This is a genomic window from Actinoplanes sp. TBRC 11911 (genome assembly GCF_012933445.1).
Lineage (GTDB): Bacteria > Actinomycetota > Actinomycetes > Mycobacteriales > Micromonosporaceae > Actinoplanes.
In genome coordinates, this window is the sequence record NZ_JABBNC010000022.1 from 31,182 (window position 1) to 48,111 (window position 16,930).

At 70.4% G+C, this 16,930-nt stretch carries 14 protein-coding genes; 4 read left to right on the forward strand and 10 right to left on the reverse strand.

Going from position 1 to position 16,930, the window contains the following annotated elements; genetic code table 11:
* Positions 1–20: 20 nt before the first annotated feature.
* On the reverse strand, positions 21–1,229 hold the full coding sequence (locus HH310_RS26415) for a cytochrome P450 (protein ID WP_169178357.1): 1,209 nt from the start codon (positions 1,227–1,229) through the stop codon (positions 21–23).
* Between the two features lie 99 nt (positions 1,230–1,328).
* Here HH310_RS26415 and HH310_RS26420 point away from each other — a divergent pair, with 99 nt between their 5' ends.
* The gene (locus tag HH310_RS26420) at positions 1,329–1,805 is read left to right on the forward strand and encodes a helix-turn-helix domain-containing protein (RefSeq protein WP_312034327.1); all 477 of its coding nucleotides are present in this window, start codon (positions 1,329–1,331) and stop codon (positions 1,803–1,805) included.
* Here HH310_RS26420 and HH310_RS26425 read toward each other — a convergent pair.
* Complete coding sequence (locus HH310_RS26425) at positions 1,756–2,859, reverse strand: MAB_1171c family putative transporter (RefSeq protein ID WP_169178358.1); 1,104 nt, start codon at positions 2,857–2,859, stop codon at positions 1,756–1,758. The two genes, HH310_RS26420 and HH310_RS26425, sit on opposite strands and share 50 nt — an antisense overlap.
* A gap of 2 nt (positions 2,860–2,861) precedes the next feature.
* On the reverse strand, positions 2,862–3,323 hold the full coding sequence (locus HH310_RS26430) for a hypothetical protein (RefSeq protein ID WP_248294437.1): 462 nt from the start codon (positions 3,321–3,323) through the stop codon (positions 2,862–2,864).
* Positions 3,324–3,491: 168 nt separating this feature from the next.
* On the opposite strand from HH310_RS26430, the gene ppdK reads away from it, so the two are divergent.
* The gene (gene ppdK, locus HH310_RS26435; RefSeq protein ID WP_312034328.1) at positions 3,492–6,164 is read left to right on the forward strand and encodes a pyruvate, phosphate dikinase; all 2,673 of its coding nucleotides are present in this window, start codon (positions 3,492–3,494) and stop codon (positions 6,162–6,164) included.
* A 119-nt stretch (positions 6,165–6,283) separates the two neighbouring features.
* Positions 6,284–6,694, forward strand: a complete 411-nt coding sequence (locus HH310_RS26440; protein WP_169178359.1) for a VOC family protein — start codon at positions 6,284–6,286, stop codon at positions 6,692–6,694.
* Positions 6,695–7,942: 1,248 nt separating this feature from the next.
* Here HH310_RS26440 and recQ read toward each other — a convergent pair.
* The 3 genes from recQ to ribA all read right to left on the reverse strand — a co-directional run bounded on the left by recQ (position 7,943) and on the right by ribA (position 12,824).
* The gene (gene recQ, locus HH310_RS26445; RefSeq protein ID WP_169178360.1) at positions 7,943–10,006 is read right to left on the reverse strand and encodes a DNA helicase RecQ; all 2,064 of its coding nucleotides are present in this window, start codon (positions 10,004–10,006) and stop codon (positions 7,943–7,945) included.
* A gap of 147 nt (positions 10,007–10,153) precedes the next feature.
* Positions 10,154–12,148 (reverse strand): SpoIIE family protein phosphatase, encoded by a 1,995-nt coding sequence (locus HH310_RS26450; protein ID WP_248294438.1) that lies wholly within the window; start codon positions 12,146–12,148, stop codon positions 10,154–10,156.
* 34 nt (positions 12,149–12,182) lie between these two features.
* Positions 12,183–12,824, reverse strand: a complete 642-nt coding sequence (gene ribA / locus HH310_RS26455; RefSeq protein ID WP_169178362.1) for a GTP cyclohydrolase II — start codon at positions 12,822–12,824, stop codon at positions 12,183–12,185.
* A 116-nt stretch (positions 12,825–12,940) separates the two neighbouring features.
* Between ribA and HH310_RS26460 the strand changes: the two genes are divergently transcribed.
* Entirely contained in the window at positions 12,941–13,630 is a 690-nt protein-coding gene (locus tag HH310_RS26460; protein ID WP_169178363.1) for a dihydrofolate reductase family protein, read from the forward strand.
* A gap of 4 nt (positions 13,631–13,634) precedes the next feature.
* Here the strand turns inward: HH310_RS26460 and HH310_RS26465 are convergent, their stop codons facing one another.
* Genes HH310_RS26465 through HH310_RS26480 form a run of 4 tightly spaced genes read right to left on the reverse strand, consistent with a single transcriptional unit; the run spans position 13,635 to position 16,905 of the window.
* Complete coding sequence (locus HH310_RS26465) at positions 13,635–14,666, reverse strand: lysylphosphatidylglycerol synthase transmembrane domain-containing protein (RefSeq protein ID WP_169178364.1); 1,032 nt, start codon at positions 14,664–14,666, stop codon at positions 13,635–13,637.
* A 60-nt stretch (positions 14,667–14,726) separates the two neighbouring features.
* Complete coding sequence (locus HH310_RS26470) at positions 14,727–15,470, reverse strand: class I SAM-dependent methyltransferase (RefSeq protein ID WP_169178365.1); 744 nt, start codon at positions 15,468–15,470, stop codon at positions 14,727–14,729.
* Positions 15,467–16,510, reverse strand: a complete 1,044-nt coding sequence (locus HH310_RS26475; protein WP_211192659.1) for a glycosyltransferase family 4 protein — start codon at positions 16,508–16,510, stop codon at positions 15,467–15,469. Before HH310_RS26475 ends, HH310_RS26470 begins: the two co-directional genes overlap by 4 nt.
* Positions 16,507–16,905, reverse strand: a complete 399-nt coding sequence (locus tag HH310_RS26480) for a 6-carboxytetrahydropterin synthase (RefSeq protein ID WP_169178366.1) — start codon at positions 16,903–16,905, stop codon at positions 16,507–16,509. The genes HH310_RS26475 and HH310_RS26480 overlap by 4 nt, the downstream gene beginning before the upstream one ends.
* Positions 16,906–16,930 lie beyond the last annotated feature (25 nt).

A 16,930-nucleotide genomic window follows, 5' to 3' on the forward strand; every position in this document is an offset into this window, starting at 1 on the left:
CGCAGCGGCGCTCCACTGTGTCAGCCGGTGGTCACCGGCAGTCTCTGGTATCCCTTGATCGTCAAGCTGTCCCGGCGCTGCACGCCGTCGGAAGCCGGGCGTAAGCCGGGGAAACGCCGCATCACCGCCGGGAACGCGACCTGCGCCTCCAACCTGGCCAGCGGCGCACCCAGGCAATAGTGGATGCCGCCGCCGAACGACAGCGGCGCATTGTCCGGCCGGGACAGATCCAGCCGCCCCGGATTCTTGAACCGTTCCTCGTCGTGGTTTCCCGCCGCCAGGTACGCCACCACCCGGTCACCCGGCTCGATCGGCACCCCGCCCAGCGTCACCGGTCCCCACGCCACGCGACTGACCAGGTGCACCGCGGAGTCGTACCGGATGAGCTCCTCGACCGCGGTGACCGGATCGGCCAGCAGGCCCGGCACCTCGCCGGGATTGTCCGTCAGCGCCACGAGACCGTTGGACAGCAGGTTCGTGGTCGTCTCGAACCCGGCCATGAACAGCAGCCCGGCCATCGTGAGCAGCTCGTCCTCGCTGAGCCGGTCACCCTCCGCCTCGACCGCTGCCAGCGCGCTGAGCAGATCGTCACGCGGATCGCGGCGACGCTGCGCGACCAGAGCGGCCAGATAGTCACGGATCGTCCGCGCCGCCGGGTCGGCCACCGCCAGGGTCGCCGGGTCGATCGTGTCGGTCACCCGGGTCGCGTCGCGTACCAGGCCCTGGAACTGCGGACGGTCCTCGGCGGGCACCCCGAGCAGCTCACCGATCACGAACACCGGCAGCGGAAACGCGAACCCGGCCACGAAGTCGTCGCCGTCGCCCAGAGCGTCGAGCAGCTCGCCGACCTTCGCCTCGATCGCCTCGCGCAGCGCACCCACCCGCCGGGGCGTGAACGTGGAGCTGACCAGCCGCCGCAACCGGGTGTGATCCGGCGGGTTCATCGTCAGGATGCTGGTGAACAGCGCGTACAGCGACGGGTGCTCGGCCCAGTCGTCCAGGCCGAGCATCGCGAGCATGCCGGCGGGCGGGTGGCCGAACCGGGAGTCACGCACCACCGTCGCGCAATCCGCGTACCTCGTCACCACCAGCGCGCCGTCGCCGGCCCGCAGCACCGGGCCGATCGCGCGCAGCCGCGCATACCGCGAATACGGGTCGGCGCGGCCGGCCGGCGTCGTCAACTCGTCGAGCAGGGTCGATACCTCGGGGCCTTCGGCAATCTCCGCCACGAGAATCGACCCTACCGGGGGTTGAGCCCGGCCGAGCCGGTGCCATAAGCTCAGGCCGGTTTCATCAACCACAGTTTATGACGCCCGACATCGGGGGATGTGCATGGCCGCGCGACCTGCGCGTCCCTGCTCATGGGCGTCGTCGGCCGCTCGAAGAAGGAGGCGGGCGTGGTGGGCGCCTTCTCCATCGCCGAGAAGCTCGACCGGCTGTTCCGTCAGGCCCGCGCCGCGGGCCGGACGGAGCCCAGCTACATGGCCGTGGCCGAGGCGATCCGCACCGATCAGGGCGTGCCGATCTCGCACACCTACATCTGGCAGCTGCGCACCGGCAAACGCGACAACCCGACGGTCCAGCACCTGACGGCGTTGGCGCGTTACTTCGGCGTCCCGGTGGCGTATTTCCTGGACGACGAGCAGACCCGCCGCGTCGACGGCCAGCTCGAGCTGCTGCAGACGTTGCGCGACGCCGGCGTCACCGAGATCGCGATGCGCGCCGCCGACGTCTCGCCCCGCGGCCGCGACACGATCAGCGAGCTGATCCGAAAGGTGTGGGAGTCCGAACGCCGCCCGGACTGATCCGCCGGAACGCGCTGCTGACCAGGCTCAGCCAGGCGACCTCGTCGGCCATCTCCGGCCCGACCGCCGCCCACGTGCCCGGCGTCTCGCTCGGCGCTTCCCCGGTCTCCCTGCGGTGCAAGGCGAGTGCGATCGCTTGCGCTTCCATCCCAGCTTCCCCGTACGCCTGGGGGGCGTACGTGGCGGGCAGGAAGCCGCGCAGGGCGAGCATGCCGTCGCGGATCTCGATGACGCGGCGGTAGAGGCGCAGGTGCACGTCGTCGACCCCGGCCAGTTCGATCACGGCGCGGCGCGGGGAGAACAGGATGACCTCGGGGAACGCGTCGTGCATGGCGGTCCACAGCGGGCGCAGCACCAGCAGCGACCGGTACGCCCGTACCGCCGACCGGATCCGCCGGGTGGCCGGCACCAGCAGCCCGAGCAGGACCAGCAGCAGTCCCGTCCCCTGAAAGACGCGGGCGACCGGCTCGAACCGGGTGAAGTCGACCGGCACCCCAGCCCCGTACGCGATGATCAGCGCTGATTTCACCGAGGCGTAGAGCGCCACCAGCGCGGTTCCGGCCGCCATCGCGCGCAGGCCCAGCCGCGGCAGCCGGGGCGGCGCCTGGTGCGCCACCGACGCGAACAGCCTCGACGCGGTGACCAGCACGGCGCCCAGATAGGCCTCCAGGATCACCCAGTACGCGACGTGCGCCGCCCCCAGGTCGTCCGCGATCAGGTCGGGACGGGTGTCGATGCCCCCGGCCGCCACCGCGAGGACCTCCAGCGCGACCAGCACCCCGAGGGCCAGCGCCGGTTGCCAGCGCGCGCCACCGCGGCCGGTGGCCAGCGCGATGAACCGCAGCAGGAAGTACGCGGCCAGCACCCCGAACAGATGAGCCAGCGTCGGCACCCCGAGACGCTCGTCGACCGGATCGAACGCGGCCGTGCGGGCCAGCGCGAGGCACAGGATCGCCGCCCACAGCGTCCGCTGCCGCCGGTCACGCCACAGCGTGGGCAGCCGGACGACCACCACGCCCCACAGCACCAGCAGAACCGCCGTGGTCAGGACCATCGTCAGTCGTCGAAACCGAGCGAGCTGGCCAGCCGGCCGGCGGCGACGCGCGGCGGACGGCCACGGATCAGCGAGGCGATCATCTCGGCCTCGCGCTCCTGGGCCGTGGTGTAGCCGACCCGGCCCAGCACCCGGCGTACGGTGGCCGGGTCGAGGTCGGGAAACAGCGAGGACAGGCCGGCGTCGGCGCCGGAATGTCCACTGAGGATGTGCGCCAGCTCGTGCAGGACGATGTGCTCGGCGTGCAGCGGCGAGGTGCCCGGGTCGTAGAACACGTGATCGGCGCGGTCGGTGCCGACCCACAGCCCGCACGGGGCGTCCGCGCTGAGCCCGGGCACGGCGTGGCGCAGCAGCGGGCGGCCGCGCCGCCCGGCCAGCTCGGCGCAGAAGGCGTCCAGGTCGAACGGGCTCGGGATGCGGATGCCGCGCAGCCGAGCCTCGCACCGCCGGCGCAGGCTTTCCATCACGCAGAGGCTACCCGGGGGCCACGCTGCGCGGAACTGCGCGAAGAAAGCGCTTACCGAACAGTGATGCCCGGGGAGATAGCCATTCGGCAACGCTGCGCTTAGCCTTACGAATCTCAGGGCAGGAGGAATTCAAGTCGTTGAATCGAAACCCGAAGGGTGGCTGGCGTGAAGTACGTCTATGACTTTGCCGAGGGGAACAAGGACCTCAAGGATCTGCTCGGGGGCAAGGGCGCGAACCTCGCGGAGATGACCAACCTCGGGTTGCCCGTGCCCGCCGGATTCACCATCACGACGCAGGCATGCCAGCGTTACCTCACCGACGGCGAACAGGTCGAGGGCCTCGGCGCGGAGATCGACGAGCACCTGGCCGCGCTGGAGGGCGCCATGGGCCGCCGGCTCGGCGACCCGGCCGACCCGCTGCTGGTGTCGGTGCGCTCCGGGGCCAAGTTCTCGATGCCCGGCATGATGGAGACCGTCCTGAACGTGGGCCTCAACGACGAGTCGGTGGCGGGGCTGTCCCGCCAGGCCGGCGACAACGACCGCTTCGCCTGGGACTCCTACCGGCGGCTCATCCAGATGTTCGGCAAGACCGTCTGCGACGTGCCCGGCGAGGAGTTCGAGGACGCGCTGCACGAGGCCAAGACGGCGAAGGGGGTCACCGACGACGTCCAGCTCGACGCCGAGGATCTTCGGGCACTCGTCACGGCGTACAAGAAAATCTTCTCGAAGCACACCGGGCAGGAGTTCCCGCAGGACCCGCGCGAGCAGATGGATCTCGCCGTCGCCGCGGTGTTCCGCTCCTGGAACGCCGAACGTGCCGTGGTGTACCGCCGTCAGGAACGCATCCCCGCCGATCTGGGCACCGCGGTCAACGTGGTCGCGATGGTCTTCGGCAACCTCGGGCCGGACTCCGGGACCGGCGTGGCGTTCACCCGCGACCCGGCCACCGGCGAAAGCGGGATATATGGGGATTATCTCCAGAACGCGCAAGGCGAGGACGTGGTCGCCGGCATCCGCAACACCATCGGGCTGGCCGACCTCGAAGGCCTGGACAAGAAGTCGTACGACGAACTGCTGCAGATCATGGCGACGCTGGAGGGGCACTACCGCGACCTGTGCGACATCGAGTTCACGATCGAGCGCGGCAAGCTGTGGATGCTGCAGACCCGGGTCGGCAAGCGGACCGCGGCGGCGGCCTTCACGATCGCCTCGCAGCTCGTCGAGGAAGGCATGATCGACCTGGACGAGGCCCTCGACCGGGTGACCGGCGCCCAGCTCGCGCAGCTGATGTTCCCGCGGTTCGACTTATCCGGCGATCCCCGGCCGCTGACCTCGGGGATCGGGGCCTCACCGGGTGCGGCGTCGGGCGAGGTCGCGTTCACCTCGGCGCGGGCGGTCGAGCTGGCCGACGAGGGCAAACAGGTCATTCTCGTACGCCGGGAGACGAACCCGGACGACCTACCCGGCATGATCGCGGCCCAAGGGATCCTGACGAGCCGTGGCGGGAAGACGTCGCACGCCGCGGTGGTGGCGCGGGGGATGGGCAAGACGTGCGTGTGCGGGGCGGACGCGCTCGACGTCGGGCGGGACCAGTTCACGGTGGACGGTCAGGTGGTCCGCGAGGGGGACGTGGTGTCGATCGACGGGACCACCGGGCGCGTGTATCCGGGGTCGGTGCCGGTCCGGCCGTCGGAGGTCGTTCAGTATTTTGAGGGGTCGCTGGCGCCTTCTACGTCTCGTCTCGTCGGTGCGGTGGATCAGTTGATGACGCACGCCGACTCGCTGCGGGCGTTGCGGGTGCGGACAAATGCCGATAATGCGGAAGATTCCGCTCGTGCCCGGCGGTTTGGGGCGCAAGGGATCGGGTTGTGCCGGACCGAGCATATGTTCCTGGGGGATCGGCGGTCGCTTGTCGAGCGGCTGATCCTGGCGCGTACCGATGCGGATCGGGATGCGGCGCTGGACGCGTTGAAGCCGTTGCAACGCGCCGACTTTTTGGCGATTTTCCGGGAAATGGACGGACTTCCCGTGACAATTCGCCTCATCGACCCTCCGTTGCACGAGTTCCTGCCCTCGCTCGAAGAACTAGCCGTCAAGGTCGCCGTCGAACACGAACGCGGCCAGACCGACGAGCACGACGAGCAGTTGCTGGCCGCGGTGCGGCGCATGCACGAGCAGAACCCGATGCTCGGGCTGCGAGGCGTACGGCTGGGCCTGGTCATTCCCGGACTTTTCGGCATGCAGGTCCGCGCCATCGCCGAAGCCGCCGTCGAACTGGCCCGCGACGGCGGCACACCCCACCCCGAGATCATGGTGCCGCTCGTCGGTGCCGTCCAGGAGCTCGAGACCGTACGCGTCGAGGCCGCCCGCATCATCGACGAGGTGGTCGGCGACTCCGGCGTCGACGTACTGATCGGCACCATGATCGAAGTCCCGCGGGCCGCACTGACCGCCGGGCAGATCGCCTCGGCGGCCTCGTTCTTCTCGTTCGGGACCAACGACCTCACCCAGATGGCGTGGGGCTTCTCCCGCGACGACGTCGAAGGCGCGTTCTTCTGGCGCTACTTCGAACTGGGCATCTTCGGCATCTCCCCGTTCGAGTCCCTCGACCGCGACGGCGTCGGCCGCCTCGTCCGCATCGCCGCCGAAGAAGGCCGCGCCGCCCGCCCCGACCTCAAACTCGGCGTCTGCGGCGAACACGGCGGCGACCCCGACTCCGTGCACTTCTTCCACGAGGTAGGCCTCGACTACGTCTCCTGCTCCCCGTTCCGCGTACCGATCGCCCGCCTCGAAGCCGGCCGCGCCGCGGTGGAATCAACCGGTTCCGACCACCGCTGACGATTTCGCAGGGGGCCCTCCGGGGGATGTGTTCCCCGGAGGGCTCTTTTTGTCGGAGGTGGGGTCTAGCGTCGGTCAGTGACAGCGGACACAAGGTCACCCAGTCGAAGGAGCCCGCGATGGCGTCCCAGCTCAACCCGTACATCACCTTCAACGGCAACGCCCGCGAGGCCATGGAGTTCTACCACTCCATCCTCGGCGGCGACCTGACCGTCAACACGTTCGGCGAGTTCGGCAACCCCGACCCCGCCGTCGCCGACAAGGTCATGCACTCGATGGTCACCTCCCCGCGCGGCTACATGCTGATGGCCTCCGACACGGCCCCCGGCATGCCCTTCACCGCCGGCAACAACATGAGCATCAGCCTGAGCGGCGACCCGGGCGAGGGCCTCGAAGACGTCTGGGACAAGCTGGCCGCCGGCGGCACCGTCCACGTCCCCTTCGAAAAGCAGATGTGGGGCGACGTCTTCGGCCTCCTCACCGACCGCTACGGCATCCAGTGGATGGTCGACGTGGTCGCCCAGCAGTAACGCCCCCGGCGAGGCCGGCCCCGGCCTCGCCTCCCCTTCCCCCGCCCGGCCTCGGGGTTCGCCGCCGCTCGCCCGCGGCGTCCTGCTTCGCGGCCGCTTGCCCGCGGCCACCCGCTTCGCGGACGACCAACAGCTCGGCAATGACGCGACCCGAGGGCAGGCTCGTCCTCGGCCGTCGACGTCGCTGGTGGCCCGGCGCGCTTGGGGACTCCACGGCGCCGCGCCGCTCGACAAGATCCCTCTTGAGGACACATTCGCGGGATGGCGCGCCCGGCCCGAATGGCCCTCGGTTGTCGCGCGCGGTGCGGGCCCGGCTGCCCGGGAGGCCGACCGCCCATGACCGCGCGAACGTGTCCGCATAATAATAATTTTATCACCATTCACACCTTTCTACGTCTCATGTCGGCATGCCAGGTGGCTGTCCGTGTGCAGTTCTTGGGCAGCCCGCGCGCCGCGTGTCCGCGAAATCGGAACCTTGGCAAGTTAGGGCTCGTATGTGGGCGTAACTTTCCAAGGTCTCGAAATCCGACCCCCATCGCGCCCCGCAAAAGCCAACCAACGCTGATAAATCGACCGTCCTCATTAGACGATCGCCCACGATACGAGCGTCTTGTTCCGGATAGTGGAACTGTTCAGCTGTTTCTGGCGCCGCTCACGCTCCGATGAGTTGACCTTGCGCGGCGGACCTGCGCGGACCGTCGCTGTGGGGAGCTGGGACCTTCCGGTCGTGGCGGGTGCCCACACCTGGGTGGGGGTGGCTGCGGTGTGGGCAACCGCAACTTCCTCGGCGTCGCGACTGCCCACACGGGGGTGGGGGTGGCTGCGGTGTGGGCAACCGTCACCTCGGCGTCGCGACTCGCCACGCCCGGGTGGGGCGGCCACTGTGGGGAGCTGGGACCTGCCCGGACCTGGCGGCGTCGCCTCGCACGGGGACTCCCCGCCGACGGAACCAGTTGAACAGTTACGAATAGTGAGACGGCGGACGCAGGCGCGCTTAGCCTTCCGGAAATCCCACACGAGACACTGTTCCGAACGCTGGCAGCAATCGATCGCTTCGCCGAGCCAAGAGTGCCACGCGACCCGGCGAGCGGAATCGCCCACAGTCGCGTCTGGCTGACGCAGCGCACGGTGATGCAGGCGGCGCACGGCGGACGCACGCAGCGAACGGCGGACGCACGCAGCGAACGGCGGACGCACGCTGCGGCACGCCCGGTCAGACCAGACGCGGGCACCGCCCCCGGTCTCGCGTCAGTCGCCGTACTCGTCCGGCGGCTCTTCGTCAGGATCGAAGAACAGCTCAGGCTCGGATTCGGGCCCGCGTTGCCGCACCTCCCGCGTGCCGGTGGAAGTCAGCTTCGCCTCAGCCGTGGCCGCGGTCGTTGCCCGGACGGTCGCCACCGAAGCGGCCCGCCCGGAAGGCGACCCCGACGAATCCGCGACGGTCTCCGCTTGCGCAGCGGGCGCCGAGCCGTGCAGCTCGTCGAGCACCTGCTGCCCGAACTTCGCCAGCTTGCTCTGGCCCACCCCGCTCACGGTGCCCAGCTCGGCCAGCGTCGACGGGTTCAGCGTGGCGATCGCGCGCAGGGTGGCGTCGTGGAAAATCACGTACGCGGGCATGCCCTGCTCCTTCGCCACCGACGCCCGCCATGCCCGCAGCCGCTCGAAGACCGGCGCGGCCTCCGCCGGGAACTCGGCCGCCTGCGCCGCCCCCGGGGTCGCGGCCGAACGAGCCTTCGGCGCCCGCGCCTTGACCGCCACCTCGCGCCGCATCATCACCTTGGCGTCGCCGCGCAGCACCTCGTCGCTGCGCGCGGTCAGCACCAGCGCACCGTAGTCGGCCTCGACCGCCAGATAGCCCGCCGCCAGCAGCTTGCGGATCACCCCGCGCCACTCGGCCTCACGCAGGTCCGTCCCGACACCGAACACCTTCAGCTCGTGATGCCGGAACTGCCGCACCTTGTCGGTCTCCTTACCCAGCAGGATGTCGATCGACTGCCCGGCCCCGAACTTCTGCCGGCGCTCGCGATCCAGCCGCCACACCGTCGACAGCATCTTCTGCGCGGGCACGGTCGCATCCCACGACTCGGGCGGAGTCAGGCACGTGTCGCAGTTCCCGCAGCCCTGGCCGTCGACCGTCTGCCCGAAATATGCCAGCAGCTCACCGCGCCGGCACGACACCGTCTCGCACAGCGCCAGCATCGCGTCCAGGTGCTTGGAGGCGTTGCGCCGGAACGCCGCGTCCCCGTCCGAGCTCTCGATCATCTTGCGCAGCTGCACCACATCCTGCAGCCCGTACGCCAGCCACGCCGTCGACGGCAACCCGTCCCGTCCGGCGCGCCCCGTCTCCTGGTAATACCCCTCGACGGACTTCGGCAGGTCGAGGTGGGCCACGAAGCGTACGTCAGGCTTGTCGATGCCCATGCCGAAAGCGATCGTCGCCACCATGACCAGGCCGTCCTCACGCAGGAAGCGGGACTGGTTCTCGGCACGCACCCGGCTGTCCAGGCCGGCGTGGTACGGTAGAGCCTGAATGCCCTGCTGCGTCAGGAACTCGGCGGTCTTCTCCACCGACGCACGTGACAGGCAGTAGACGATGCCCGAGTCGCCCGCGTGCTCGGTGCGCAGCAGCTCGAGAAGCTGACGGCGCGGCTCGTTCTTGGCGACGATTCGGTACTGGATGTTCGGCCGGTCGAAGCTGGCCGTGAAATGCCGCGCGTCGGCCAGCTGCAGCCGGGTGGCGATCTCCTGCCGGGTGGCACTGGTCGCGGTCGCCGTCAGCGCTATGCGGGGCACGTCCGGCCAGCGCTCGTGCAACATCGACAAACCCAGGTAGTCGGGCCGGAAGTCATGACCCCACTGCGACACGCAGTGCGCCTCGTCGATCGCGAACAGTGAAATCTTGCCCCGGTCGAGCAGCCGCTGCGTCGCCGGCACGCCCAGCCCCTCGGGCGCGACGTACAGAAGGTCGAGCTCGCCGTTGACGAACTCGGCCTCGACGATCCGCCGCTCCTCGAAGTCCTGCGACGAATTCAGGAAGTTCGCCCGGACGCCCGCGGTGCGCAGCGCGTCCACCTGGTCCTGCATCAGGGCGATCAGTGGCGAGATCACCACGCCGGTGCCGGCCCGGACCAGGGCCGGGATCTGATAACACAGCGACTTGCCGCCGCCGGTCGGCATCAGCACCAGCGCGTCACCGCCGCCGACGACATGGTCGATGATCTCGCCCTGTTGACCGCGGAAGGCCGGATAGCCGAAGACGCGGTTCAGCACGTCCACGGCGGCGGAGACGGGAGGCTCGGATGGCGAAGTCACGTGGCGATATTAGAGAGGGGGACCGACATTCGGCTCGCGCCCTGTGGACAAACCCGCGATGTGGATAACGCCCGGCCCCTTCGCCCCGCCACGTAGCGTGCCTTCCGCGATCGCAAATTCACGGAATTCCGAGTACGGAGGTGGTGGTCAGACGGACGTCGTGGGAGTCAGGTGATCAAGGGCCACCATCTCCAGCACGACCTGCGCCGGCGATCCGGACGCCGCGCGCAGTGTCAAAGCCGCCTTCTGCTCGGCGTGCTGCTCTGCCACTTGGTGCAGCGCCGACACGCCGGCACTCGACAGGTGCGTCACCGCGGACAGGTCGACGGTCATCGCGACCGTGCCGCCCCGGCTGCGGCGCAACAGCTCCTGGCGGGCCTGGAAGGCGGTTGTCGTGTCGAGCGGGCCCTCCAGCAGCACGTCGGTCTCGTGGCCGCCGGGCTGTTCGAGCACGCGGAACTCTGGCTCGTCGGGTGTTTTGCGAGTTTGGGTGGGGGTGGGGGCGGGGTGCTGGTGTACGTCGAGAAGCCGGGCCGGACGCACCAGCGTGTGCCGGACCTGGGCGACCGTGCCGTCGGCGCCGGGTTCGACGCGCAGGCTGTCGACGAGCTGGGCGGTGAGGGCGAGACCGCGCCCGCGGGTGGGTTGGCGTTCCGGTTCCCGCCAGCGGCCCTGGTCGGTGACGGTTGCCTCGATCACACCGGCTGGGGTGAGCGTCGCCCGCAGCGTCACCTTCGGGCCGCGGCCGCCGTCCGGCGACGGTCCGGACGAGGCGGAGCCGTCCACGGGCGGCCCTGACCCGTCCACCACCGACCCGGCGGCCACCCCGTCGAACGCGTGCTCGATCGCATTCGTCATCAGCTCACCGAGCGCATGCTGCAGCACGAACACGTCCTGCTCGGTAGCCCCCACTCCGTCCAGCCACCCGTCCAGGGCCCGCCGCGCCTCCCGCAGCACCACCGGCCGTGCCGGCAGCGACAGCGTCAACGCCCCGGCCACCGGCACCCGCTGCACGGCGAGGAGCGTGATGTCGTCGAGGTGCCCGGTGGCCCGCACCAGCAGCTCGACGGCCTGCCCGCACACCCTTTCGGCCGCCGTCGCGTCGGATTCGTGCAACGCCCGCCCCAGCGCGCTGTCCGCCGCGATCCGCGCCAGTTCGGCCTGGCTGGCCGCGTACGTGCGCCCGGGCCTTTCCAGGATGCCGTCGCTGTAGAGCAGCAGCACGTCGCCCACCTCGAGGTGCGCGACTCCGACGGGGAACGTCCCGCCGGTGCCGAGCGGCGCCCCGCCGGTGCCGTCGAGGTAGCGCGTCCGGCCGCCCGCCGAGATCACCAGCGGTGGCGGATGACCCGCGGTGCAATATGTCACCGCCCCGGACACCGGGTCGAACAACACCTGGCAGACGGTTGTCGCGTGCGCCGCCGGCACCCGCGCCGCCAAGCGGTCCGCGGCTTGGAGCGCCTCCACGATCCCGGCCCCGTCGCTCAACCGGTCCTGGATGACCGCGCGCAGCTGCCCCATCACCCCGGACGCGGTCACCCCGTGGCCGACCACGTCGCCCACCGTCAGCGCCACCCGCCCGCCAGGCTGCGGCACGGCGTCGAACCAGTCCCCACCGGCGGCGGTGTCGGCGTCGGCCAGCAGGTACGAGGCGGCCACCTGCGCACCGGGCAGCACCGGCAACCCGGCCGGCAGCAGTTCCCGTTGCAGCGCGTTCACGACGTCGCGGCTCTGCTCGTAGCGGCGCTGCAGGTGGGCGGCCTCGTCGACGCGTTTGCGGACCATGTCGGTGACGTCGAAGCCGACCCCGACGACCCCGCGGCGCTCCCCGTCGACCACCCACGGCGTGATGGTGAAGTTCGCGTACATCTCCAGCACCGACCCGTCGGGCTGGTCGAGGTGGACCCGCCATTCCTCGCCGTTGACGGGGGCGCCGGTGCGGTACACCTCGTAGTACGCGTCGACGATCTGCTGGCCGACCAGGTCGCTGATCACGTCCCGGATGGGCAGGCCGCGGAACTCGCGGCCGGGCAGCACCGACCGGGTGGCCGCGCTCAGCGTCAGGACCCGCAGTTCCGGGCCTTCGCAGACGGCCAGGATGAAAGGCACCTGGTCGATCGCGGACAGCAGGAGGTCGTCCATCCTCCCCATATTGCCGGAACCCGGCCGGAAAGCGTCACTCGGCCAGGGGTAGCTCGATCGTGTGAGCCGTGTGCGACGCCTTGGTGGCCAGATATCGGACGTTAGCGGCGGAGAGGTGCACTCCGGTCGGGATCTGCTGGGCCACGTCAATGCCGCAATCAGACAATTGGTCCGCTTTGTCCGGATTGTTCGACAGGAGCCGGATGCGGTCGGCGCCGAGCGCGAACAACATCTGCGCGGCAGCACTGTAGTCACGCTCGTCCTCGCCGTGCCCGAGCGCGACGTTCGCCTCGTACGTGTCGAGCCCGGAATCCTGCAGCGCGTACGCGTCGAGTTTCGCGTACAGGCCGATGCCGCGGCCCTCCTGGCGCAGGTAGAGCAGGAAGCCGCCCTGGTCGGCGATCTTCTCGACCGCCTCGCGGAGCTGCGGGCCGCAGTCGCAGCGCTGGCTGCCGAACACGTCGCCGGTGAGGCATTCGCTGTGCGGGCGCACGAGCGGCGGCCGTCCGCCGGCCGCGCATTTGGTCAGGGCGCGCTGCCAGTCGCCGAGGCCGAGGGCCAGGTGTTCCTTGCCGTCGACGAGCCCGTCGAAGGTCATCACCCGTGCCGTGGTGGTGTAGCCGTCCCCGAAGCGCAGCGGAACAGTCACCTGCTGCCGCACCGTGGCTTCCTTCATCGGTCCTCCTCGTTGATCCCGCGCCGGTATCCCACCGGTTCAGACCGCGACCGTGCCACTCATATTCGCCCGGATTATCTTGGACGCAAGTCGAGCAGAGGGTGGGGCTGCGGTCGGTGGTTGAGCGTCCTTATGTGTTGCTGAGCTGTGGCATGTCCATTGACGGATACCTGGACGACGCAAGCCCCGACCGGTTGCTGCTGTCCAACGACGCCGATTTCGACCGTGTCGACGACGTGCGGGCAGGCTGCGACGCGATCCTGGTGGGCGCCGCGACGATCCGGCAGGACGACCCGCGTCTGCTGATCCGTTCACCGCGGCGGCGCGCGGCCCGGGTCGCTCGCGGCGTGCCGGCCGACCCGGTCAAGGTGACGGTCACCGGCAGCGGCGGCATCGATCCCGCAGCCCGGTTCTTCACCACCGGCGAGTCGCTGAAGCTGGTCTACTGCGCATCCGGGGTCGCCGACAAAGCTCGGGACAAACTGGGGGAAAACGCCACGATTGTCGATGCGGGCGACCCGGTTGATCTTCAGCGGATAACCCAGGACCTGGCCCGGCGCGGCATCAGCCGGCTCATGGTCGAGGGTGGCGGCCATATGCACACCCAGTTCCTTACCCAGGGACTGGCGGACGAGCTTCAGCTGGTCGTCGCCCCGCTGTTCGTCGGTGACTCGCGGGCGCCGCGGTTCGTGTACGACGGCACGTTCCCGTGGGGCCCGCGGAACCGGGCGAGGCTGGCGGAGGTCCGTCAGATCGGCGACGTGGTGCTGCTGCGCTATGGCTTGACCGAAAGATTCGGCGAGTAGCAACTCAGGCCCCGGTGCGCGCCAAAACCGGCTCGGAAGAGGGCACGTAGCCGACGGCCGGCGAGACGGGCGCCACGGTGCGCACGGACTTGGCGAGCGAGGCCGTCCGCAGCCGCCGTGCCGTGCGCGTCCCGAGCACGGCCGCGCCGGGCAGTGCGGCGACGAAGGCGAAAACCCCGTACACGACCGCGGTGGTCAGGCCTTGGGTGGCGGTGAGGCCGGCCGCGCCGAACGCCCACGCCGTGACGGCCTCGCGGGGTCCCCAGCCGCCGACGTTGACCGGCAGCGACATGGCGAGAAGGGCGAGCAGCATCAGCGGGACGAGCCGCAGCATCGAGGCGTGCGATCCGGCGGCGCGGGCGGCGACCACGAACGTGGCCAGGTGCCCGGCCAGCACGATGGTCGAGGCCAGCGTGATGCCCGGCCAGTTGCGGCGGGCCAGCAGCCCGGTGCGGATCTCGGCGAGCCCGGTGCGCACCCCGGCGGCCAGCTTCGAGCCGCCCTGCCGCAACCGCCGGCACGCGAGCAGGACCAGGGTGAGCGCGAACAAGGCCGCCACAAGAGCGACGAAAACCGAAGCGCCGTGCCGGGAGATCTGGGTGAGCACCGGCGACGGCACGGTCAGCAGCACGGTCACGCCGACGACGAGGAGCACGATCTGGCCGGCGGTGCGTTCCAGGACCACTGCCCGTACGCTTCGGCCGACGTCACCCTCGTCGCGTCCGTGCTGCACCGCGCGGTCGACGTCGCCGAGCACCCCGCCGGGCAGGGCCGCGTTGAGGAACAGCGCCTTGTAGTAGTCGGCGACCGCCGCGCGCATGGTGAGCCGCAGACCGAGGCCGCGCGCCACCAGGCACCAGCGCCACGCCGAGAACACGGTGGTGGCGACGCCGATCGCGAAGGCGAGGGCCAGCGCCGGGCCGTCGATGACCCGGAGGCCGTCGAGGAAGGCGCCGGTACCGAGCCGCCAGAGCAGCACGGCGAGGATCGCCACCCCGCCCAGGATCCGCAGCCAAGCCCAGATCGTTCGCGTCACGTCGCCGCCCCTTCATTTGCCCGTTGCTACCCCTAATACGCCGGGGCGGGCATGAAGGGTTCAGCCGAAGATCGCTAAAAGATCAACGTGACCGACCGTAGCCGCCCGGCGATCCTTCGAATATGCCTCGGTTTGCAGGCCGGGGCTCTGTTCGGCGGCCGCGGACAGCCATCCGTGCAGCCAGGTGTCCAGCAGCGGAGTGGATTGCAGGTGCCAGGCGCTCGGACGGGGGACCACGGTCGCGCCGGCCTTCTCGAACGCGGCGATGGCAACGGATGCGGCGGAAGGTCCCAGCAGCCGCCGCCCGTCGGTGACGCGCCGCTGGTGCGCGTTGAACGCCTCCCCGACGACGGCGGGCACCGGCGGGTCGAGCGTCACCTCGCCGGTCACCGACAGCGTGAACAGCGCCGGCGTCCGCGACCCCGCACACGCCGCGACGAGGCCGGTGACCTCCGCCTCGGTGAGCAGGTCCAGCAGCGCGGAACAGGTGACCAGGTCGGTTCCGTCGAGGTCGGCGGCGGTCAGCGAGGTCACGTCGCCGAGCACGGTCTCGACCGTGACCCCTTCGAACGGCATGTGCGAACGCGCGTAGTCGAGCAGCGCCGGGTCGCGGTCCATCATCACCCAGTGCTGGGGGGTGGGCAGCTTCGGCGCCAGCCAGCGGCCCAGCGAGCCGGTGCCGCAGCCGAGGTCGCGGATCACCCGGACCGGGCCGGGGATCAGCGGCAGCAGCTCGGCGGCGCGGGCGGCGGCGTCGGCGGGCTCGCGCAGGCTCAGCCAGGACTCGCTGAACTCTCCGGTCATGCGTGGTCTCCTCGTGCGTCCAGGACGGCGCCCAGCCGGCGGGCCGTGTCGCTCCAGGCGGGCAGCCTCTCACGGCGGGCGCGGGCGCGGGCACGCAGCCGGTCGCGCATCGCCGCATCGGTGAGCCAGCTCCGCAGCGCCTCGGCCAGCGCCGCCCGGTCGTCCTTGGGCAGGAGCACGCCGGGCAGGCTGCCGTCGGGTGCGGTGCCGAGCGCCTCGGGCAGCCCGCCCACCGCCGTCGCGATCACCGGCAGGCCGCGGGCCAGGGCCTCGGTCACCACCATCCCGTACGTCTCGGCACGTGAGGGAAGAACAAAAAGATCCGCTTGCCCGTACGCCTGAGCGAGCGCGACCCCCGTACGAGGCCCGACGAAGTGGATCTTTGGGTGGTGGTACGGGACGGGGTGGGCGAGCGCGCCGACGAAAGTGCACGACCAGTCGAGGTCGGCGAGATCGTCTTCGAGGACGCGTACGAGCAGGTCCTGGCCTTTGCGCGGGGTCACCGAGGCGACGCAGAGCAGCCGCTCGCCGCCGGGCTGCGGCGATGCCAGGGGAGCCGGGTCGACGCCGGGTTCGACGACCGCGACGCCGTGCACGCCGTCGTGCAGGTCGGCGAGCCGGTGCGCGGCGGCCCGGCTGGTCGCGATCACGGTGTCCGCGGCCAGCAGCGTGCGGCGTTCGCGTTCACGCAGGAACATGGCGTGCGCGGCGGACAGCCCGGTCTCGTCGCTGAGCGGCAGATGCACCAGCACGATCAGCCGTACGCGGTGGGCGTGCGGTTCCAGGATCTCCGGGACGCCGCAGCCGACCAGCCCGTCGACGAGCACGTCGGCGTGGTCCGGCAGGTCGTGCAGGGCGGCGGCCAGCGCGTCGCGGGCCGCGGTGTCCGGGGACGGCCACGTGCCGTCGACGAGGATCTCCTGGACGTCGCGGTCGGCGGCCAGCAGATCGAGCACCTTGCGGTCGTAGAGGTTCCCGCCGCTCGGTGCCGCTGGGTCGTCGACATTGCCCGGCAGCACCGCGTACAGCGGATGAATCAAAGGTCCCGCTCGTAGGACGCCCACGCGACGTGCGACTCGTGCAGCGTGACCGCGATGCCGGTGACGCCGGACGCGTGCGGGCCGAACGAACCGTCGGCGATCTTGGCGGCGAGCCGGTCCGCGAACACCTTCGCCAGGTACTCGGTGGAGGTGTTGACGCCCTTGAACTCGGCGACGTCGTCCAGGTTCTTGAAGTTGTAGTCCGCGCAGATCGCGTGCAGGTGCTCGGTGGCGGCGCCGATGTCGACCACCATGTTGTTGGGGTCGAGCTCGGGCCGGCGGAAGGTGGCGTCCACGATGAACGTGGCGCCGTGCAGGTTCTGGGCCGGGCCGTACGCCTCGCCCGTGAAGCTGTGCGCGATCATGATGTGATCGACGACGGTGACGCTGAACAACCTCTGCTCCTCGGTGCTAGTCGAT

Bases quoted from the DNA above. Each gene is read 5' to 3' on its own strand.
- HH310_RS26425 (WP_169178358.1), bottom strand. From the start codon at position 2,859: ATGGTCCTGACCACGGCGGTTCTGCTGGTGCTGTGGGGCGTGGTGGTC.
- HH310_RS26430 (WP_248294437.1), bottom strand. From the start codon at position 3,323: ATGGAAAGCCTGCGCCGGCGGTGCGAGGCTCGGCTGCGCGGCATCCGC.
- HH310_RS26440 (WP_169178359.1), top strand. From the start codon at position 6,284: ATGGCGTCCCAGCTCAACCCGTACATCACCTTCAACGGCAACGCCCGC.
- HH310_RS26450 (WP_248294438.1), bottom strand. From the start codon at position 12,148: ATGGACGACCTCCTGCTGTCCGCGATCGACCAGGTGCCTTTCATCCTG.
- ribA (WP_169178362.1), bottom strand. From the start codon at position 12,824: ATGAAGGAAGCCACGGTGCGGCAGCAGGTGACTGTTCCGCTGCGCTTC.
- HH310_RS26470 (WP_169178365.1), bottom strand. From the start codon at position 15,470: ATGACCGGAGAGTTCAGCGAGTCCTGGCTGAGCCTGCGCGAGCCCGCC.